The 19181-nt window shown below is 71.7% G+C and carries 18 protein-coding genes; 6 read left to right on the top strand and 12 right to left on the bottom strand.

The annotated features are described in order from the left end of the window. Positions 1–24 precede the first annotated feature (24 nt). The gene (locus ACFYM0_RS14500; protein ID WP_388500772.1) at positions 25–936 is read right to left on the bottom strand and encodes an SGNH/GDSL hydrolase family protein; all 912 of its coding nucleotides are present in this window, start codon (positions 934–936) and stop codon (positions 25–27) included. Between the two features lie 250 nt (positions 937–1186). On the opposite strand from ACFYM0_RS14500, the gene ACFYM0_RS14505 reads away from it, so the two are divergent. Continuing rightward, positions 1187–1681, top strand: coding sequence for a DUF3145 domain-containing protein (locus ACFYM0_RS14505; protein WP_243329390.1), 495 nt, complete (start codon positions 1187–1189; stop codon positions 1679–1681). Positions 1682–1739: 58 nt separating this feature from the next. On the opposite strand, the gene fabF is transcribed toward ACFYM0_RS14505, so the two are convergent. The 5 genes from fabF to ACFYM0_RS14530 all read right to left on the bottom strand — a co-directional run bounded on the left by fabF (position 1740) and on the right by ACFYM0_RS14530 (position 6650). Further along, complete coding sequence (gene fabF / locus ACFYM0_RS14510; protein ID WP_327252581.1) at positions 1740–3005, bottom strand: beta-ketoacyl-ACP synthase II; 1266 nt, start codon at positions 3003–3005, stop codon at positions 1740–1742. A 76-nt stretch (positions 3006–3081) separates the two neighbouring features. Then, positions 3082–3330, bottom strand: coding sequence for an acyl carrier protein (locus ACFYM0_RS14515; RefSeq protein WP_327252580.1), 249 nt, complete (start codon positions 3328–3330; stop codon positions 3082–3084). Between the two features lie 62 nt (positions 3331–3392). After that, positions 3393–4397, bottom strand: coding sequence for a ketoacyl-ACP synthase III (locus tag ACFYM0_RS14520; protein ID WP_243329396.1), 1005 nt, complete (start codon positions 4395–4397; stop codon positions 3393–3395). 19 nt (positions 4398–4416) lie between these two features. Further along, positions 4417–5343, bottom strand: a complete 927-nt coding sequence (locus tag ACFYM0_RS14525; RefSeq protein WP_388500777.1) for an ACP S-malonyltransferase — start codon at positions 5341–5343, stop codon at positions 4417–4419. 89 nt (positions 5344–5432) lie between these two features. Beyond that, the gene (locus tag ACFYM0_RS14530) at positions 5433–6650 is read right to left on the bottom strand and encodes a CdaR family transcriptional regulator (RefSeq protein WP_243329400.1); all 1218 of its coding nucleotides are present in this window, start codon (positions 6648–6650) and stop codon (positions 5433–5435) included. 81 nt (positions 6651–6731) lie between these two features. On the opposite strand from ACFYM0_RS14530, the gene ACFYM0_RS14535 reads away from it, so the two are divergent. Further along, a complete protein-coding gene (locus ACFYM0_RS14535) occupies positions 6732–7412 on the top strand; it encodes a pirin family protein (protein ID WP_388500779.1) in 681 nt (226 codons plus the stop codon). 45 nt (positions 7413–7457) lie between these two features. Here ACFYM0_RS14535 and ACFYM0_RS14540 read toward each other — a convergent pair whose 3' ends face one another. Then, positions 7458–8291: a serine hydrolase domain-containing protein gene (locus ACFYM0_RS14540; protein ID WP_388500781.1), complete on the bottom strand. Its 834-nt coding sequence runs from the start codon at positions 8289–8291 to the stop codon at positions 7458–7460. Between the two features lie 51 nt (positions 8292–8342). On the opposite strand from ACFYM0_RS14540, the gene ACFYM0_RS14545 reads away from it, so the two are divergent. Continuing rightward, positions 8343–8759 carry a MerR family transcriptional regulator gene (locus ACFYM0_RS14545; protein WP_388500784.1) on the top strand — a complete coding sequence of 139 codons (417 nt, stop codon included), beginning with the start codon at positions 8343–8345 and terminating at the stop codon, positions 8757–8759. Further along, positions 8756–9796: an aldo/keto reductase gene (locus tag ACFYM0_RS14550; RefSeq protein WP_388500787.1), complete on the top strand. Its 1041-nt coding sequence runs from the start codon at positions 8756–8758 to the stop codon at positions 9794–9796. Before ACFYM0_RS14545 ends, ACFYM0_RS14550 begins: the two co-directional genes overlap by 4 nt. A gap of 15 nt (positions 9797–9811) precedes the next feature. Here ACFYM0_RS14550 and ACFYM0_RS14555 read toward each other — a convergent pair whose 3' ends face one another. The 3 genes from ACFYM0_RS14555 to ACFYM0_RS14565 all read right to left on the bottom strand — a co-directional run bounded on the left by ACFYM0_RS14555 (position 9812) and on the right by ACFYM0_RS14565 (position 12780). Next, on the bottom strand, positions 9812–10648 hold the full coding sequence (locus ACFYM0_RS14555; protein ID WP_388500790.1) for a DUF4429 domain-containing protein: 837 nt from the start codon (positions 10646–10648) through the stop codon (positions 9812–9814). A 74-nt stretch (positions 10649–10722) separates the two neighbouring features. Next, positions 10723–11874: an alpha/beta hydrolase gene (locus ACFYM0_RS14560; protein ID WP_388500987.1), complete on the bottom strand. Its 1152-nt coding sequence runs from the start codon at positions 11872–11874 to the stop codon at positions 10723–10725. Positions 11875–12120: 246 nt separating this feature from the next. Beyond that, positions 12121–12780 (bottom strand): TetR family transcriptional regulator, encoded by a 660-nt coding sequence (locus tag ACFYM0_RS14565; protein ID WP_388500990.1) that lies wholly within the window; start codon positions 12778–12780, stop codon positions 12121–12123. Between the two features lie 91 nt (positions 12781–12871). On the opposite strand from ACFYM0_RS14565, the gene ACFYM0_RS14570 reads away from it, so the two are divergent. Beyond that, on the top strand, positions 12872–14488 hold the full coding sequence (locus tag ACFYM0_RS14570) for an MFS transporter (protein WP_388500793.1): 1617 nt from the start codon (positions 12872–12874) through the stop codon (positions 14486–14488). A gap of 392 nt (positions 14489–14880) precedes the next feature. Continuing rightward, positions 14881–15300, top strand: a complete 420-nt coding sequence (locus tag ACFYM0_RS14575) for a peptidase inhibitor family I36 protein (RefSeq protein WP_388500992.1) — start codon at positions 14881–14883, stop codon at positions 15298–15300. On the opposite strand, the gene ACFYM0_RS14580 is transcribed toward ACFYM0_RS14575, so the two are convergent. Together ACFYM0_RS14580 and aceE are read right to left on the bottom strand one after the other, a co-directional pair. Next, positions 15281–16108: a potassium channel family protein gene (locus ACFYM0_RS14580; protein ID WP_388500795.1), complete on the bottom strand. Its 828-nt coding sequence runs from the start codon at positions 16106–16108 to the stop codon at positions 15281–15283. The genes ACFYM0_RS14575 and ACFYM0_RS14580 overlap by 20 nt on opposite strands. Positions 16109–16178: 70 nt before the next feature. Next, a complete protein-coding gene (gene aceE / locus ACFYM0_RS14585; RefSeq protein ID WP_388500796.1) occupies positions 16179–18911 on the bottom strand; it encodes a pyruvate dehydrogenase (acetyl-transferring), homodimeric type in 2733 nt (910 codons plus the stop codon). Between the last annotated feature and the right edge of the window lie 270 nt (positions 18912–19181).

Genomic DNA, 19181 nt, shown 5'->3' on the forward strand with positions numbered 1-19181 from the left:
CCCCGGTCCGATCTCCCTGCGGCGTCAACGCGGAGGCTCTGCGGAGGTCACCTGTCGGTGCGCCAGTTCCGCGAGCCGCGCCTGCCCGTCCTTCCCCGGATGGAACCAGTCCCAGCGGCTCAACTGATCCGCCGAGAAGGGGTACTGGAACACCGCGCCGCCGTCGTAGCGGCACAGCTCGTCCTTCGCGCAGACCTCGCGCAGTACCTCGTTGTACTCGACCACGCGCGCCCGCACCTGCTCCCGCCGGGCCGTCGCACGGGCGGCCGCCGAGGTCGGATCGGCGAGCATCGACTGGCAGATGCCCAGCTTCCAGATCCGGCGCACCATCGGGTCGTCCTTGCCCTGCGCCCACAGCCGCTGGAGGTCCGGAATGCTGGAGACGTACACCTGCGAGGCCGGCGAGGCCGCCCGCAGGCCGGCCAGCGCCTTCTCGAATCCGGAGCGGAAGGCGGCCACCGGAGTCATCGACGAAGCCGAGGGCCGGCAGGCGTCGTTGGAGCCCACCATCACCGTGACCAGGCCGGGCTTGTGGCCGGCCGCCGAGGCCAGCTGCCCCGGGAGGTCCGCCATCCGGGAGCCGGTCACCGCGTAGTTCCAGCTGCGCGCGGGCACCTCGGCCTCGCCGAGCAGCCGGGCCGCCAGTGAACGCACCTCGGGGTCGTCACCGGTGGCCCAGGAGGCTTCGGGGCAGTCGGCCAGGACCGAACAGGCGTCGAAACCGCGCGTGATGGAGTCGCCCACGGCGGCGACCGAGGCCGGCGCGGTGTTCCACCGGGGGGCCGCCTGCGCCCCGCGCTCGCCCCCGGCGTTCGCCCCGTCCGCCGAACACCCGCTCAGTGCACCCGTCGCCAGGAGCAGCAGGGCGGCCGCCGCACCCGCACCCGTGCCCGCGGAGGTCCGACGCGCGCGGCGGCGTGGGGCGGTGGTGCGCATGCGGAAGGTCCCTCCTCGTGGCCGCCGCGTCAATCGGTGGCGTCCTGCTGAGTGAATGCTCTGTGTTTACGGCCCTCGGAGCGACCGTACGTCACACCATGACCCCCGGCGCACGGTAGCTTTTTCCCGTGGCGTTTCGGCCGCAAGTCCCGCAACGCAATGTCAAATAATTTCCGTTACATTACATCACGTCACATACTGTCCGTTTTCTGGAGTTTATTCCCGACCTCGTCCCACACTGGAGGTCCCGGTGACGACACGTGGAGTCCTGTACGTGCACTCCGCACCGCGCGCGCTCTGCCCGCACGTGGAATGGGCTGTTGCGGGGGTGCTCGGGGTGCGGGTGAACCTCGACTGGATCCGTCAGCCCGCCTCCCCGGGCACCTGGAGAGCCGAGTTCTCCTGGCAGGCCGAGGCGGGCACCGCCTCGAAACTCGCCTCCGCGCTGCGCGGCTGGCACCTGCTCCGCTTCGAAGTGACCGCGGAACCCTGCCCGACCGCCGAGGGCGAGCGCTACAGCTCCACCCCGCACCTGGGCATCTTTCACGCCGTCACCGGCATGCACGGAGACATCCTGATCCCGGAGGACCGGCTGCGCGCCGCCCTCGCCCGGTCCGCGCACGGCGAGACGGACCTGGAAGCGGAGATCGCCAAACTGCTCGGCAAACCCTGGGACGACGAGCTCGAACCCTTCCGTTACGCGGGCGAGGGCGCCCCGGTGCGCTGGCTCCACCAGGTGGTCTGAGGTACGCGGAAGGCCCCGCCCGGCAGATGCCGGGCGGGGCCCTTCGTGCGTGGTGGACTCAGACGGTCCGGAAGGCCAGCGAGACGTTGTGGCCGCCGAAACCGAAGGAGTTGTTGATCGCGGAGATCGGGCCCTCCGCCGGGAGCTTGCGGGGCTCGTCGCGCACGATGTCCGCGTCGATGTCCTCGTCGATGTCGTCGAGGTTGATCGTCGGCGGGGCGAGGCGGTGGTACAGCGCCAGCACCGTCGCGACGGTCTCGATGCCGCCGGCGCCGCCGAGGAGGTGACCGGTCATCGACTTCGTGGCCGAGATCGCGATGTGGTCGAGGTCGTCGCCCAGCACCTTGCGCAGGGCCTTCAGCTCGGCCGTGTCACCCTGCGGGGTGGACGTGGCGTGCGCGTTCACGTGGACCAGCTCGGCCGGGTCCAGACCCGTGTTGTCGAGCAGGTTCTGCAGTGCGGCCGAGACGCCGCGGCCGGTGGGTTCCGGCTGCGCGATGTGGTGGCTGTCCGCGGAGAGGCCCTGGCCCAGCACTTCGCAGTAGACCCGGGCGCCGCGCGCGGCGGCGTGCTCGGCGGACTCCAGGACCACGACGCCCGCACCCTCGCCGAGGACGAAGCCGTCGCGGGCCTTGTCGTACGGACGGGATGCCGTGGTCGGGTTCTCGTTGTTCTTGGACATCGCCATCATGTTGGCGAAGGCCGCGATCGGCAGCGGGTGGATCGCCGCCTCGGTACCGCCGGCGACGACCACGTCGGCACGGCCGGTGCGGATCATCTCGACGGCGTAGCCGATGGCCTCGGCGCCGGAGGCGCAGGCGCTGACCGGAGTGTGCACACCCGCGCGGGCGTTGACCTCCAGGCCGACGTTGGCCGACGGGCCGTTGGGCATGAGCATGGGGACGGTGTGCGGGGAGACCCGGCGCACACCCTTTTCCTTCAGTACGTCGTACTGGTCGAGCAGGGTCGTCACGCCGCCGATGCCGGAGGCGATGACGGTGCCCAGGCGCTCGGGCGCGATCGACGCGTCCTCGCCCGCCGGGGCGGTGTAACCGGCGTCGGCCCACGCCTCACGGGCCGCGATGATCGCGAACTGGGCCGAACGGTCCAGCTTGCGGGCCAGCGGCCGCGGGAGGACCTCACTCGGGTCCACGGCGGCGGTGGCGGCGATACGGACCGGGAGTTCGGCGAAGCGCTCACCCTCGAGGGGCTTTACGCCGGAACGGCCGGCAAGCAGACCTTCCCAGGTCGAAGCGCTGTCGCCACCCAGCGGAGTGGTTGCGCCGATACCGGTGACGACCACGGTGCGATTGGTCGGGCTCACAGGAATTCTTTCTCCACGTTTCAGGGGGTGAATTGTCACGGCGCCACCGCCAGGTGGCGACAAACGCTCGTCAGGCTCAGGCCTGGTGCTTGAGGATGTAGCTCGCGGCGTCGCCGACGGTCTTGAGACCCTTGACGTCCTCGTCCGGGATCTTCACCTCGAAGCGCTCTTCGGCGGCGACGACGACCTCGACCATGGACAGCGAGTCGACGTCCAGGTCGTCGGTGAAGGACTTCTCGAGCTGGACGTCCTCGGTCGGGATGCCGGCGATCTCGTTGACGATCTCCGCGAGACCTTCGACGATTTCATCCTGGGTGAAGGCCATGTTGGCGCTCCTTCTATAGCTAGCTGGGGGTCAAACGGAGTCCGGGATGTGGATCCCGGGCCCTAGGGGAGGGTAACGACCGTGGCGGCGTAGACGAGCCCCGCCCCGAAGCCGATGACGAGCGCGGTGTCGCCGCTCTTCGCCGCTCCGGTCGCCAGGAGCCGCTCCATTGCGAGCGGGATCGAGGCGGCCGAGGTGTTGCCGGTGGTTTCGATGTCACGGGCGACCGTGACGTGTTCCGGCAGCTTCAGAGTCTTCACCATCGAGTCGATGATCCGCATGTTCGCCTGGTGCGGAATGAAGACGTCCAGGTCATCAGCGGTGATCCCGGCTGCGTCGAGCGCCTGCTGGGCCACCTTCGCCATCTCGAAGACGGCCCAGCGGAAGACCGCCTGACCCTCCTGCGTGATGGCGGGAAACTTTTCGCCGCCGTCCTTGCCGAGGTACTCGTCCCACGGCACGGTCTGCTTGATGGTCTCCGACTTGTCGCCCTCCGAACCCCACACCGTGGGGCCGATGGCCGGCTCGTCCGAGGGGCCGACGACCACGGCGCCCGCGCCGTCACCGAAGAGGAAGGCCGTCGCGCGGTCCTCCAGGTCGGTCAGGTCCGAGAGCCGCTCCACGCCGATGACGAGGACGTACTCCGCGGAACCCTCGACGACGAGCCCCTTCGCCAGGGTCAGGCCGTAGCCGAACCCGGCGCAGCCCGCGGAGATGTCGAAAGCGGCGGGCTTGCCCGCACCGATGCGGTGCGCGATCTCGGTCGCCACGGCCGGGGTCTGCTTGAAGTGCGACACCGTCGAGACGATCACGGCGCCGATCTTCTCCGGAGCGATCCCGGCGTCGGCCAGGGCCTTGCCGGAGGCCTCCACCGACATCGCGGCGACGGTCTCCTGCGGGGACGCCCAGTGCCGGGTCGCGATGCCCGAGCGGGAGCGGATCCACTCGTCGGAGGAGTCGATGGTTTCGAGGATGACCTCGTTCGGCACCACGCGGGTCGGACGGTAGCCGCCGACACCGAGGATGCGGGCGTACGGGGAGCCCTTGGCAGGCTTGATCTTCGACATGCTGAGTGGGCTCCTTCTCTCAGACCGCGTGCTCGGAGACGAGCGCCGCGGCCTTGTCGAGATCGTCCGGGGTCTTCAGCGCCACGCTCGGTACGCCCTTCAGCGCGCGCTTGGCCAGACCCGTCAGGGTGCCACCGGGAGACAGCTCGACGATCCCGGTGACGCCCAGTGCGGCGAACGTCTCCATGCACAGGTCCCAGCGGACCGGGTTGGCCACCTGGCCCACCAGCCGGGCGACGACATCGGCGCCCGTGGTCACGACCTGACCATCCTTGTTCGATACGTACGTCAGCGCCGGGTCGGCCGGGGAGAGGGCCGCCGCGGCCTGCTCCAGACCGGCGACCGCCGGAGCCATGTGGTGCGTGTGGAAGGCGCCCGCGACCTTGAGGGCGACGACCTTCATGGAACCTTCGGGCTTCTCGGCCACCAGGGCCGCGATCTGCTCCGCGGTTCCCGCGGCCACGATCTGGCCCGCGCCGTTGACGTTCGCCGGGGTCAGACCCAGCTTCTCCAGGTGCGCCACGACGACGTCCGGGTCACCGCCGAGGACGGCGGCCATGCCCGTCTCGGTGATCGCCGCGGCCTCCGCCATGGCGAGTCCGCGAGTGCGTACGAAGGACAGCGCGTCCTTGTCAGACAGGACCCCGGCGTACGCGGCGGCGGTGATTTCGCCGACGCTGTGGCCCGCCACGGCGCCGAAGGCGCCGGGGCCGGCCTTGGAGGTCAGCTCGGCCGCGGCGAGCAGGCCGGCGGCCACGAGCAGGGGTTGTGCGACGGCCGTGTCACGGATCTCGTCCGCGTCGGCCTTCGTGCCGTAGTGGGCAAGGTCGAGCCCGATGGCATCCGACCAGCCGGCGACGCGGTCAGCGGCGCCGGGCAGTTCGAGCCAGGGAGTCAGGAAGCCGGGCGTCTGTGCGCCTTGGCCGGGAGCGACGAGTACGAGCACCCTCACACTCTCTCTTGTGTTCGGTCCGCGCCGCCCGTGGGGACAGGGACGAAGAACCATCGGGGTAATTGTTGATGTCCGACAAAAGCTTAGGACTGAGGATCGCCGTCGGCCAGACGTCCGAGGATCAAAGCGATCCTCAGCGTGAACGCGGAGCGGACATCGGAGGGCGACCAGCCGGTGACGTCTGTCACACGTCGGAGCCGGTAGCGCACGGTGTTGGGGTGCACGAACAGCATCCGGGCCGCACCTTCGAGGCTGCTCGCCTGCTCCAGATAGACACTCAGCGTTTCCAGCAGGGCCGAGCCGGCCTCTTCGAGCGGTCTGTAGATCTCCTCCACCAACTGCTCGCGGGCCGAAGGGTCGGAGGCGATCGCGCGTTCGGGCAGGAGATCGTCCGCGAGCACCGGCCTCGGAGCGTCCTGCCACGCCGTGCAGGCCTTGAGTCCGGCCGCGGCCGCCTGCGCCGATTTCGTGGCGTTCAGCAGGTCCGGGACCACCGGCCCGGCGACCACGGCGCCCGCCGCGAACGGCCCGATCAGCGACTTCGCCACCTGCATCGGATTGTCGCTGCCACCCGCGATGACCACGAGCCGGTCGCCCAGCACACCCGTGAGCACCTGCAGCTTGTGGTGGCGGGCGGCCCGCCGGATCGCCTCGACCGTCAGCTCGCTGTCGCCCTCCGGAGCCGTGCCCAGCACCACGCACACGTGCTCGGGGGAGTTCCAGCCGAGCGCCGCGGCCCGGGACAGCGCGCCCTCGTCGGCCTCCCCGGACAGCACCGCGTTGACCACCAGGGACTCCAGCCGGGCGTCCCACGCACCACGGGCTTCGGCGGCCTGGGCGTAGACCTGGGCGGTCGCGAAGGCGATCTCCCGGGCGTACACCAGCAGGGCCTCGCGCAGGATCGACTCGTCGCCGGGCGCCGCGACCTCGTCGATCGCGGTCTCCATGACCTCGATCGTGGTGCGCACCATCTCGACGGTCTGGCGCAAGGTGATCGCCCGGGTCAGCTCGCGCGGAGCCGTCCCGAAGACATCGGTCGAGATCGCCTGCGCGGTGTCCGGGTGCCGGAACCACTCCGTGAACGCGGCGATGCCGGCCTGCGCGACCAGGCCGATCCAGGACCGGTTCTCCGGTGGCATCGCCCGGTACCACGACAGCGTCTCGTCCATGCGCGCGATGGCGTTGGCGGCGAGCCGGCCGGAGGACTTCTCCAGCCGTCGCAGCGTCGCGGCGTGCGGATGGGGCGGAGCCGGATGCGCGGGGTGGACCGCGGGGGAATGCTCACGTTCGGGTTGGGGCACGTGACAAGACTGCCTTATCGGGGCCGCTGCGCGGAGTCCGGTCTCATCCCGGGCCGCGCCCCGGGGGCTACGGTTGCCCCCATGATTGATGTACGCCGAGGCTCCGACCGGTACGAGGGCGGGGAACCCCCCAAGGGGATCGTCACCCGGCACGCCTTCTCCTTCGGCCCGCACTACGACCCCGACAACCTGCGGTTCGGCCCGGTCCTGGCGTGCAACGAGGAGAGCCTCGCCCCCGGCGCGGGCTTCGACGAGCACCCCCACAGCCACACCGAGATCGTGACCTGGGTGGCCGAGGGCGAGCTCACCCACCGGGACGCCACGGGCGCCGCGACCCTGGTGCGGCCCGGCGACGTACAGCACCTCGCCGCGGCGTCCGGGACCCGGCACGTGGAACGAAACGACGGCCCCGGGCCGCTGCGCTTCGTCCAGATGTGGCTGGCCCCCGCCGATCCGGCCGGGGAGCCCTCGTACACGCTGGTCAGGGGGATCGCCGACAGCACGCCCTACGCCGTGCCCGCGGCCGGGGCCGTCCTGCACGTACGGCGTCCGGGCGCGGGCGAGCGGGTCGCCGTACCGGCCGCCGCGCGGGTGTACCTGCACGTCGTACGGGGAGACCTGCGGCTCGACGGCGGGTCGGCCGGGTCCGCCGGGGACGCCGAGGAGCTCAGTCCCGGGGACTCGGCGCGGATCACCGGCGAGGGGGAGCTGGAGCTGGTGGCCGGCTCCCCGGCCGAGGTGCTGATCTGGGAGCTTTCCTAGGAGGGATCCCGTCGCGGCGGTCCCGCAGGCGGCGGCCGCAGGGTCTCAGCGGGTCCGGGTCCCGAGCTCGGCGAGCACCGCGTCGGTGAACGGGGGCCAGGCCTCCACGGCCCACGGACCGAAGGCGCGGTCCGTCAGCGCCACGCAGGCGGCGCGGGCGTCCGGGTCCACCCACAGGAAGGTCCCGGACTGACCGAAGTGGCCGAAGGTGCGCGGCGAGGAGCCGGCGCCCGTCCAGTGCGGGGCCTTGCCGTCGCGGATCTCCAAGCCGAGTCCCCAGTCGTTGGGGGACTGGTGGCCGTAGCCGGGCAGCACGCCCTTGAGGCCCGGGTGGACCACGGAGGTGGCCGCGGCGACCGTGCGCACGTCCAGCAGCCGGGGCTGCTGGAGCTCGGCGGCGAAGCGCAGGAGGTCGGAGACGGTGGAGACGCCGTCCTTGGCGGGAGAGCCTTCCAGGCTGCTCGACGCCATGCCCAGCGGCTCGAAGACGGCCTCCGCCAGGTACGCGGCGAAGGGGATGCCGGTGGCCTTCGCGATGTGGTCGCCGAGCTCCTCGAAACCGGCGTTCGAGTACAGCCGGCGCTGCCCGGGAGGGGCCGTCACCCGGTGCTCGTCGAAGGCCAGGCCACTGGTGTGGGCGAGCAGGTGGCGCACCGTGGAACCCTCGGGCCCGGCCGGCTCGTCCAGCTCGATCGCGCCCTCCTCGTAGGCGACGAGGGCGGCGTACGCGGCGAGCGGCTTGGTGACGGAGGCCAGCGGGAAGCGGTGGTCCACCGGGCCGTGGGTGCCGAGCACGGTCCCGTCGGCGTGGACGACGGCCGCGGCGGCGGTCGGCACCGGCCAGTTCTCGATGTTGCGCAGACTCTGCAGGCTCTCCATGCGGCCGAGGGTACTTGCTTGGAGTGCACTCCAAGGATTTAGCGTGGAGCCATGAGCCCGACCCGGACCCCCCTGCAGGCGCAGACGCGGTACACGATCAGCGAGGTCGAGGCCCGGACGGGTCTGACCCAGCACACCCTGCGCTGGTACGAGCGGATCGGCCTCATGCCGCACGTGGACCGTTCCCACTCGGGTCAGCGGCGGTTCACCGACAAGGACCTCGACTGGCTGGGCTTCGTCGGCAAGCTGCGCACCACCGGAATGTCCGTGGCGGACATGGTCCGTTACGCCGAACTCGTCCGTGAGGGCCCGCACACCGCCGCCGACCGGCGCGAACTGCTGGAGCGCACGCGTGACGAGGTGCGCACGCGGATCACGGAACTGACCGACGCGCTCGCCGTCCTGGACTACAAGATCGATACGTATGCGATGCGCACCACCGTCGCGGGAGAGGGAGACCGGACATGAGCGGCAACACCGTCGGGACAGAGCGGGCCGAGCAGGTGGGGCAGGTCGAACTGGGCAAGGGCGGCCCGCTGGTGGGCGTCCAGGGGCTCGGCTGCATGGGCATGAGCGAGTTCTACGGGGACACCGACGAGGCGGCCGCCCGGCAGACCCTGGGCGCGGCGCTGGCCGCCGGGGTCACCCTCTTCGACACCGCCGACGTCTACGGGCGCGGCGCCAACGAGGAGTTCCTCGCGCCGTTCGTGGCCGCGCACCGCGAGCGGATCACCCTGGCCACGAAGTTCGCCATCGAGCGCACGGACGACCCGGTGTACCGGGGCGTCCGCAACGACCGCGCGTACATCCGCGGCGCGGTGGAGGGCAGCCTGCGCAGGCTGGGCACCGAGGTGATCGACCTCTACTACATGCACCGGCGCGATCCGGCCGTTCCGTTCGCCGAGTCGGTGGGCGCGATGGCGGAACTGGTGCAGGAGGGCAAGGTGCGCCACCTCGGGCTCAGCGAGGTGACCGGGGCCGAGCTGCGCGAGGCGCACGCGGTGCACCCGATCGCGGCGCTCCAGTCGGAGTGGTCGCTGTTCAGCCGCGACGTGGAGCGCAGCGCGGTGGGCGCGGCGGCGGAGCTGGGCGTGGCCATAGCGGCGTACTCCCCGCTCGGGCGCGGCTTCCTGACCGGGGCGTTCGCGGACGCGTCGGCGGAGCTGACGGCCGGTGACTTCCGGCGCCACCAGCCCCGGTTCACGGGTGACAACGCACGGACGAACGGGGCGCTGCTGACGCCGGTACGGCAGATCGCGGCGGCCCACGGGGCCACCCCGGCCCAGATCGCCCTGGCGTGGGTGCACCGGCGGGCGGCGGTGCACGGTCTGACGGTCGTCCCGATCCCGGGCACCCGCAAGCCCTCCCGCCTCGCGGAGAACACCGCGGCGACCCGCATCACCCTGACGGATGCCGACCTGTCCCTCCTGGACGCGATCGCCGCGGGGGTCGCGGGCGACCGGTACCCCGACATGAGCTCGACCTCGGCGGCCCGCGAGGGGTGAGTCCGGCCCCGCCGGTCAGGCTCCGGCCGTGAAGCGGTCGCGCAGCGCCAGGTACTCGGCGTCCGTGAGGAGCCCCGCGCTGTGCAGTTCGGCGAGATGCTGAATCCGCTCCCAGGAATGCTGCGGGGGCACCGAGGCGACCGGGCTGCGCGCCCGCAGGGCCGCGAGCAGCGCCGCCGCGAAGGGCAGCGACTCGTGCACGGCCCCGTACCCCACGCCGAAGACGGCCGAGGCCAGGTCGTGGTCCGGCCGGGGATCACCGGCGGCCTCGCGGGACCACAGCCGCAGGTGGCCCCCGGGCCGTTCCGGGGAGTGCCAGGTCAGACCGGCCAGGGCGGCCAGCGGGTACCGCTGGTCGCCCGCCTTCCACTTGGCGCTGGTGGCCCCGGTGCGCGACCAGCGGAAGGTGACGGCGCCGCCGTCGAAGGTGAGCCGGGCGTCGTACGCCTTCAGCGTGGCCCGCGGCTCCGGGACGGAGACCAGGAACCGCTCGGCCGGCCCGGCCGGACCCAGCCGCTCGCGCAGCGTCTCGCCGAAGGCCGTGGCCCGCGCGGTCCCGCCACCGCCTCCCGGCAGCACCAGCCGGTACGGGTCGCAGGCTTCCCGCAACTGCCCGGCCGCGGCCTCCATCAGCGGATCCGCGCCGACACGCACGCGGGCGTGCAGCACCACGGTGTCCCGCCGTCCCACGGTCAGGCCCACCCCGGACAACGCTTCGAGGGGAATCCGGCGTTCCCCCAGGGCGTGCCAGAGCCTGGGCGTTCGCATCCCCCGTGCGAAGCGGATGATGAGCGAGTCCGTGGTGCGGTCGAACTCCCAGACGGCATGGTTTCCGGCCAGTACGTCACCCATGCGGCACATCGTAAAGGGACGCACCCCCGTGCGTCCCCCCGCTGTGAGGTCCGATTTCGGGTCGGCCGAGCGGGTCAGGAGCCTTCCGTCGCGGATGTCCCGCGTCGGCACGAGTCGTCCCCGGTGGCGCACACCGTGGAACCGAACGCCCCGGTTCCGATTTTGGCGAAGTTGTCCAGGGATTCGGTACCTGGCTCGAAGTAGCCGGTGTGGCTCTTGGCTCCCGCGGCCGACAGCACCCGAGCGCCGAACTCCCCGGAGACCGGATCCGCGCCGTGTCCCAGGCCGCCGAACTCCAGGTGGGGCACGTCGGCGATCCAGTCACCGGCGTCCCGCATCGCCCACACCCGCGCCGAGGTGCCCAGTTCACCGGCGTTCGCGGCGCGCATCCCGGGGCTGCCCGCCACCACGATGTCCGTGACCCGTTGCGGCAGTTCGTGGGCGGCCACCCCGCACACCACCGAGCCGTAGCTGTGGCAGAACAGCGCCACGCTCGCCCGCCCGGGCAGTGCGGAGGTCAGCGAGCGCAGCCGGGCCGCGCCGTCCACGGCGAGGCGCCCGGTCGCCGCGTCCATGCCGACGCCGGTCGGGGCGGTGTAGCCGGCCCAGGCGATGACCGCGGTCCGGCCGGCCGGGGCGGCCGCGCGCTCGGCCTCGTAGAGGGACTCCGCCATGCCGACGGGGGAGGTCAGCCGGCGCACCGTGCGCTCGAAGGTGAGCGCGTCGGTGTCGACCCCGGGGACGACCACCGAGACCCGGCGGGCCCCGCCGAGGTCGCCGAAGACCTCGGCCGCGAGGCCGCCGCCGGTGGGGTCGAAGACGAGGATCTGCCGGCCGGGCTCGGCGAGGGACTCGAAGCGGTGCGCGCGCCGGGCCGCGGTGGCGCGGTCGGCGGGGGCCAGCGTGATGTCGTGGGCGCGGGCGTCCTCGACCCGCGCGGCCTGCTGCAGGGTCATCCGGTTGGCCCGGTAGCGGAGGCTGGGCGGCGCGCCGTCGAGATTGCCGACCACCAGCGGGTGGCCCTCGGCGAGCCGGACGCGCTGGGCCCCGTCGAGCCGCGCGAAGAACCGTGCCACCACGGACGGCGGGGCATCGGCGGCGGGCAGGACCCGGCCCTCGAAACGCGATCCGGTCCAGGAGGCGAGCGCGGCCTCGCGCGGGGAGGCCCCGCTCGCGGGCCGGTAGACGGCGGTCCAGCCCGTGGTCGTGAGCATCAGGAAGACCACCGCCAGCGCGAGCAGGGTGCGCAGGGCGGCCGGGCGCGCGGGGGCGTCGGCGGAGTGGGTGTGGGCGGGGCCGGGCAGGTTCACTGCGCCCAGACTAGGAGACCTCGGCGGCTGCCTGCGCGCCGGGTGACGGGAGTCACCGCCGACCGTGGGACGCACGGCCGGCGGATGCGTCCGTACGGGACCCGCGTGCGGGCACCCGTGCCCGTAAGGGACCTTCGCCCGGCCGGGAGACGACCGCGCCGGTCAGGCGGGCCGGCGCCAGTCGGCGGCCAGTGCCGGGCCGATCTGGTCGAGGTAGACCTCGGTCATCCGCCGGATGGTGGCCACGCTGATGTCCTCACCCTGTCCCCAGAGCCGGCCGGTGACGCGCATCACGCCCGTGAACGCGGCGACGGCCACCCGCGGGCGCGGGTCGGCGTCCACGTCGAGGCCCTCGCGGTCGGCTATCAGCCGGGCGATCTGCTCCTCCAGCTCGGTGGAGCGGCGCAGGTGCACGGCGAGCAGGGCCGGGGTGGACTCGATCAGCCGGTAGCTGCGCATGTACAGGTCGATGGGGACCAGGTCCGAAATGGCCTCGTCGACGGTGTCCCAGGCGTCGAGGACGGCCGAGCGCATGGCCTCGAAGGGGCCCTCGGCGGGCGGGCGCGCGCGCAGCGCCGCGACGAAGTGCGATTCGACCAGGTCCTGGACGGCGAAGGCGACCTCTTCCTTGTTGGCGAAGTACCGGAAGAAGGTGCGCTGGGAGACGTCCACGGCGTCGGTGATCTCGTCGACGGTCGTCTCCTCGTATCCCTGCGCGATGAAGAGGAGGAGGGCCGCGCGCAGCAGTGCGTCGCGCGTGCGCTGTTTCTTGCGCTCGCGCAGTCCGGCGGCCGGTGCGGGCGCGGGCCGCTGATCGGTCATCACGGCGGTCAGGGTACCTGTGACGGACCTGACAGTGGCTGTCTGACGAACCGCCCTGTGAAGTGTCAGTCGCTGTCACTAACCTGTCCGCATGACTAGTCAGATCACCGTCGACGGCGATGACGCACTCTCGCTCAGCAAGGAACCGGGCCCCACGCCGGGCCGTACGGGCCTCCGCGGCCACCCGTGGCTCACCCTGTTCGCCGTCGCGATCGGCGTCATGATGGTCACCCTCGACGGCACGATCGTCGCCGTCGCCAACCCGGCCATCCAGAAGGACCTCGGCGCCTCGCTCGCCGACGTCCAGTGGATCACCAACGGCTACCTGCTCGCCCTCGCGGTCTCCCTCATCACCGCGGGCAAGCTCGGCGACCGCTTCGGCCACCGCCAGACCTTCCTCATAGGCATCGCCGGTTTCGCCGTCTCCTCGGCGGCCATCGGCCTCTCCGGCGGAGTCGAGCTCGTCATCGGCTTCCGCGTCGCGCAGGGCGTCTTCGGGGCGCTGCTGATGCCCGCCGCGCTGGGCCTGCTGCGCGCGACCTTCCCGGCCGAGAAGCTCAACATGGCCATCGGCATCTGGGGCATGGTCATCGGTGCCTCGACAGCCGCCGGGCCGATCGTCGGCGGTCTGCTCGTCGAGAACGTGAGCTGGCAGTCGGTCTTCTTCATCAACGTGCCCGTCGGCATCGTCGCGCTCGCCTTCGGCCTGTTCATCCTGGTCGACCACCGGGCCGAGAACGCTCCGCGCTCCTTCGACGTCCTGGGCATCCTGCTGCTGTCGGCCGGCATGTTCTCGCTGATCTGGGCGCTGATCAAGGCCTCCGAATGGGGCTGGGGGGACGCCAGGACCCTGGCCTTCCTCGGTGGGTCCGTGCTCTGCTTCGTGGCCTTCGCCCTCTGGGAGAACTCCGTCTCCGAGCCGCTGATCCCGCTCGGGATGTTCCGCTCGCTGCCGCTGTCCGCGGGCACGGTGCTGATGGTCCTGATGGCCTTCGCCTTCATGGGCGGGCTGTTCTTCGTCACCTTCTACCTGCAGAACGTGCACGGCATGAGCCCCGTCGACAGCGGCCTGCACCTGCTGCCGCTGACCGGGATGATGATCATCGGATCGCCGCTGGCGGGCCTCGCCATCACCAAGGTCGGCCCGCGGCCGCCGCTCGTCGCGGGCATGGTCGCCACCGCCGTCGCCTGCTTCGGGATGGCCCAGCTGACGCCGGGCACCTCCACTCCCACCATGTCCCTCTGGTTCGCCCTGATGGGCCTCGGGCTCGCGCCGGTCATGGTCGGAGCCACCGAGGTCATCGTCGGCAACGCCCCGCTGGAGCTCTCGGGCGTGGCCGGCGGGCTCCAGCAGGCCGCCATGCAGGTCGGCGGCAGCCTGGGCACCGCCGTGCTCGGCGCGGTCATGGCGAGCAAGGTCGGAAGCGTCTTCGAGGACAACTGGGCCGGGGCCGGGCTGCCGCCGCTCACCCCGGAGCAGGCGGACCTCGCGGAGAAGGGCATCCAGGTCGGCATCGCCCCGATCCCGCCGGAGGCGCCCGAGCAGCTCGCGGCGACCATCACGGGGGTCGCGCACGACACGTTCGTGTCAGGGATGAGCACCGCCTTCACCGTCGCCGGAGTGGTCGCGGTCCTGGCCGCGGTCGTGGCCGGCTTCACGAAGCGCGGCGAGAACGCGGAGGCGGGGGCCGGAGCGGCCCACATCTAGCTCCGTCCCGGCCGCCCGTCCGGACGCGGTGCCCCGCTGGCGCTGTGTCTCCGGCCGCGCGGCCGTGACGGTCACGGTGGTCGCGGAGGCGTCAACTCCGGGGCCGCGGCAGCCCCGCCGGACAGTTCCGGCGGGGCTGTCGCCTATCAGGGTGGACCCGCTCGCGGCCCCTTCCGCCGGGACGTCCGCGCAGGTCAGCGTGGTGCCGACGGAGCTTCCGGAAACGGTCCGGGGCCCGTACGTCCACCAGGAGTTGACCCGTCATGCGTACGTGGACCACCACTTTCTCCGGGCGCACCGCCGCCGCGGTCACCGTGCTCGCCGCCACCCTGCTGATCCCCGGCACCGCGGAATCCGCCCACGCGGCGGGCCGGGCCCCGGGCCGAACGCCGGTGCGTGCGCCGGCCCTGATCCCCGCCCAGGCGCACGCCCAGCCCCGGGCCCAGGCTCCCGGGCGGGCCCGGGCCGACGCCCCGGCTCCCGTACGGGCCTCCGGGCGGACGAAGGGGCGGGCCGCCGGGCCCCCGGCGCTCGGGGCCTGCGCCACCGGGCAGCTGTGCCTGTGGGCGAAGCCGGAGTTCAAGGGCGCCCGCACGACCCACGAGCTCAGCACCCTCGACATCAACAGCTGCACCGCCCTGCCCGCCGGGACCACCGCCCAGTCGCTCACCAACCGGACCGGCCGACCGGTCACCACGTACCAGTCGGCGGAATGCGCCGAGACGGGCGAGTTCCAGACCTACCCGGGCGACGGGGTGTGGCTGCCCCAGTCGCCCTACCAGGTCAGGGCGTTCAAGGTGTGGGAGCGCTGACGGCGCCGCCCGCCGCGGGCGCCCCGGCCGGCTCGGCCGTCCCGCCCCGGGCGCCCGGGGCGGGCACGCCGGCCCCGGCGGGGGCCGGTCCGCCGAGCCGGGCGACCTCGGCACGCAGGGCCCGTACCTCCGCGGTCAGTTCGGAGATCGCCGCCGTCTGGGCGCGCTCCACCAGGTCGTCGCGTTCGAAGCGGGAGATGAACCAGGCCGCGATGTTGGCGGTCACCACACCCAGCAGCGCGATCCCGGACAGCATCAGCCCCACCGCCAGCAGCCGGCCGAGCCCGGTCGTGGGGGAGTGGTCCCCGTACCCGACCGTCGTCATCGTGGTCACCGACCACCACAGCGCGTCCCCGAGGTTCTTGATGTTGCCGTCGGGGGCGTCCCGTTCCACGCTCAGCACCGCCAGCGAGCCGAACATCAGCAGCCCGACCACCGAGCCCGCCACGTACGTGGTGAGCCTGATCTGCGGGGCCATCCGCGCGCGCCGCCCCACGAGCATCAGGGTGGAGACCACGCGCAGCAGCCGCAGCGGCTGGATCATCGGCAGCACCACCGCCATCAGGTCCAGCCAGTGGGTCCGTACGAAGGCCCTCTTCGAGTGCGCCAGGCCCAGCCGCACCAGGTAGTCGGCGGCGAAGGCGGCCCACACCACCCACTCGGCGTGCTTGCAGGCGCTGTGCACCGCCGGGCTCGCGTCGGGCAGGACGATGGGCACCGCGTAGGCCACGGCGAAACCCAGGGCGAGCACCAGCAGCGGGGTCTGCGTCCGGCGCTCCCACCGCGCCTGGGGAGAGGGTTGCTTCATGCGAAGCATCGTAAGGAACGGATAAGGGGCGCCGGGACAGGTGTCCCGGCGCCCCTCACCGCAAAGGACGCTACGCGTCGCCCCCGGCCGCGCCCGGGTCGGCCGCCCGGACGTCCAGCAGCTGGTACCGGTCGATCGCCTGCTTCAGCGCCGAGCGGTCGATCTTGCCCTCCTTGGCCAGCTCGGTCAGCACCGAGAGGACCACCGACTGCGCGTCGATGTGGAAGAAGCGCCGGGCCGCGCCCCGTGTGTCCGCGAAGCCGAAGCCGTCCGCGCCCAGCGAGGTGTACGTGCCGGGCACCCAGCGCGAGATCTGGTCCGGGACCGCCCGCATCCAGTCGGAGACCGCCACGAACGGACCCTCCGCGCCGGACAGCTTGGTGGTCACGTACGGCACGCGCTGCTCCTCCTCCGGGTGGAGCAGGTTGTGCTCCTCCACGGCGACGGCCTCGCGGCGCAGCTCGTTCCAGGAGGTCGCCGACCAGACGTCCGCCTTGACGTTCCACTCGGCGGCCAGGATCCGCTGCGCCTCCAGCGCCCACGGCACCGCCACGCCCGAGGCCATGATCTGCGCCCCGACGGAGCCGGAGGTGCCCTGCGAGACCCGGTGGATGCCCTTGAGGATGCCGTCCACGTCCACGCCGGCCGGCTCGGCCGGGTGCTGGATGGGCTCGTTGTAGACCGTCAGGTAGTAGAAGACGTCCTCGGCGTCGGGGCCGTACATGCGCCGCAGACCGTCCTTGACGATGTGCGCGATCTCGTACCCGTACGCCGGGTCGTACGCCACACAGCCCGGGTTGGTCGAGGCCAGCAGCTGGGAGTGGCCGTCGGCGTGCTGCAGGCCCTCACCCGTCAGGGTGGTGCGGCCGGCGGTCGCGCCGAGGACGAAACCGCGCGCCAGCTGGTCCGCCATCTGCCAGAACTGGTCACCCGTGCGCTGGAAACCGAACATCGAGTAGAAGACGTAGACCGGGATCAGCGGCTCGCCGTGCGTCGCGTACGCCGAACCCGCGGCGATCAGCGAGGCCGTGCAGCCCGCCTCCGAGATGCCGTCGTGCAGCATCTGGCCGGTCGGCGACTCCTTGTACGCGAGCAGCAGGTCGCGGTCGACCGCCTCGTACTGCTGGCCCAGCGGGTTGTAGATCTTGGCGCTCGGGAAGAACGCGTCCATGCCGAAGGTGCGGTACTCGTCGGGGGCGATCAGCACGAAGCGCTTGCCGATCTCCTTGTCCCGCATCAGGTCCTTCAGGATGCGGACGAAGGCCATGGTGGTGGCGATCGACTGCTGTCCCGAGCCCTTCTTGGCCGCCGCGTACGTGGCGTCGCCCGGCAGCTGGAGCGGCTTCGCGCGCACCACGCGGGTCGGCACGTAACCGCCGAGCGCGCTGCGGCGGTCGTGCATGTACTGGATCTCGGGGGAATTGCGGCCCGGGTGGTAGTACGGCGGCGCGCCGTCCTCCAGCTGGGCGTCCGTGATCGGGATGTGCAGACGGTCGCGGAAGCGCTTGAGGTCGTCGGCCGTCAGCTTCTTCATCTGGTGGGTCGCGTTGCGGCCCTCGAAGTTCGGGCCCAGCGTCCAGCCCTTGACCGTCTGCGCGAGGATCACCGTCGGCTGGCCCTTGTGGGCCTTGGCCGCCGCGTACGCCGCGTAGACCTTCTTGTGGTCGTGGCCGCCGCGGCCCAGGTGCTGGATCTGCTGGTCGGTCATGTTCTCGACCATCGCGCGGAGCCGGTGGTCGCCGCCGAAGAAGTGGTCGCGGATGTACGCGCCCGTCTCGGTGGCGTACGTCTGGAACTGGCCGTCCGGGGTGGTGTTGAGCTTGTTGACCAGGATGCCGTCGCGGTCCTGGGCCAGCAGCGGGTCCCAGGAGCGGTCCCAGATCAGCTTGATGACGTTCCAGCCGGCACCGCGGAACTGCGACTCCAGCTCCTGCATGATCTTGCCGTTGCCGCGGACCGGGCCGTCGAGGCGCTGCAGGTTGCAGTTGACGACGAAGGTCAGGTTGTCCAGGTGCTCGCGGGCCGCGATGGAGAGCTGGCCGAGCGACTCGGGCTCGTCCATCTCGCCGTCGCCGAGATACGCCCAAACGTGTGACTTGGAAGTGTCCGCGATGCCACGGGCCTCCATGTACCGGTTCATCCGGGCCTGGTAGATCGCACCGAGCGGGCCGAGGCCCATCGAGACGGTCGGGAACTCCCAGAAGTCCGGCATCAGCCGCGGGTGCGGGTAGCTGGAGAGGCCGTACGGGGCCTTCGACTTCTCCTGGCGGAACGCGTCGAGCTGCTGCTCGGAGAGCCGGTCCAGGAGGTAGGCGCGGGCGTAGATGCCGGGGGAGGCGTGGCCCTGGAAGAAGATCTGGTCGCCGCCGTCACCCTCGTCCTTGCCCCGGAAGAAGTGGTTGAAGCCCACGTCGTAGAGCGAGGCGGAGGAGGCGAACGTGGCGATGTGACCGCCGACGCCGATCCCCGGGCGCTGGGCGCGCGAGACCATGACGGCCGCGTTCCACCGGGTGGCGTTGAGGACCTTGCGCTCGATCTCCTCGTTGCCGGGGAAGAAGGGCTCGTCCTTGGTGGCGATCGTGTTGACGTAGTCCGTGGAGCGCATCTCGGGCACGGCCACGCGCTTCTCGCGGGCCCGCTCCATCAGCCGCAGCATCAGGTAACGGGCGCGCTCGCGGCCCCGCTCGTCGACCGCGGCGTCCAGGGAGTCGAGCCACTCCTGCGTCTCTTCCGGATCGAAGTCCGGTACCTGACTCGGCAGGCCACCAATGATGATCGGATTGCGATCGGATGCGGAAGCCACGCTGTTCCTTCGCTGTCGGGGGAGTCGTGCCTTGGGTTCGCCGCCTCCCATGGTCTTACGCTCGGCAGAAATCGTCATCTTTACCGCTGGGTAATCCCTGGAGTGTGGAGGGATTGCGCCGACCGTGGCGACGACAACGCCCAAACCGCAACCTTACGCCCAGGACGATCACCCCCTTCGCAAGGCCGTTCGTCCCTCAAACAGGTGCGAAAGTCCCGAGGCCGTGCCGAATGAGGTGGAATGGTGTGGGATGAATCACCAGGGGTACAT

The organism is Streptomyces sp. NPDC006487 (assembly GCF_042870555.1).
GTDB lineage: Bacteria > Actinomycetota > Actinomycetes > Streptomycetales > Streptomycetaceae > Streptomyces.

Bases quoted from the DNA above. Each gene is read 5' to 3' on its own strand.
- ACFYM0_RS14550 (WP_388500787.1), top strand. From the start codon at position 8,756: ATGAGCGGCAACACCGTCGGGACAGAGCGGGCCGAGCAGGTGGGGCAG.
- ACFYM0_RS14580 (WP_388500795.1), bottom strand. From the start codon at position 16,108: ATGAAGCAACCCTCTCCCCAGGCGCGGTGGGAGCGCCGGACGCAGACC.
- ACFYM0_RS14520 (WP_243329396.1), bottom strand. From the start codon at position 4,397: ATGTCGAAGATCAAGCCTGCCAAGGGCTCCCCGTACGCCCGCATCCTC.
- ACFYM0_RS14500 (WP_388500772.1), bottom strand. From the start codon at position 936: ATGCGCACCACCGCCCCACGCCGCCGCGCGCGTCGGACCTCCGCGGGC.
- ACFYM0_RS14540 (WP_388500781.1), bottom strand. From the start codon at position 8,291: ATGGAGAGCCTGCAGAGTCTGCGCAACATCGAGAACTGGCCGGTGCCG.
- ACFYM0_RS14515 (WP_327252580.1), bottom strand. From the start codon at position 3,330: ATGGCCTTCACCCAGGATGAAATCGTCGAAGGTCTCGCGGAGATCGTC.
- ACFYM0_RS14545 (WP_388500784.1), top strand. From the start codon at position 8,343: ATGAGCCCGACCCGGACCCCCCTGCAGGCGCAGACGCGGTACACGATC.
- ACFYM0_RS14555 (WP_388500790.1), bottom strand. From the start codon at position 10,648: ATGGGTGACGTACTGGCCGGAAACCATGCCGTCTGGGAGTTCGACCGC.
- ACFYM0_RS14535 (WP_388500779.1), top strand. From the start codon at position 6,732: ATGATTGATGTACGCCGAGGCTCCGACCGGTACGAGGGCGGGGAACCC.
- ACFYM0_RS14565 (WP_388500990.1), bottom strand. From the start codon at position 12,780: ATGACCGATCAGCGGCCCGCGCCCGCACCGGCCGCCGGACTGCGCGAG.
- ACFYM0_RS14570 (WP_388500793.1), top strand. From the start codon at position 12,872: ATGACTAGTCAGATCACCGTCGACGGCGATGACGCACTCTCGCTCAGC.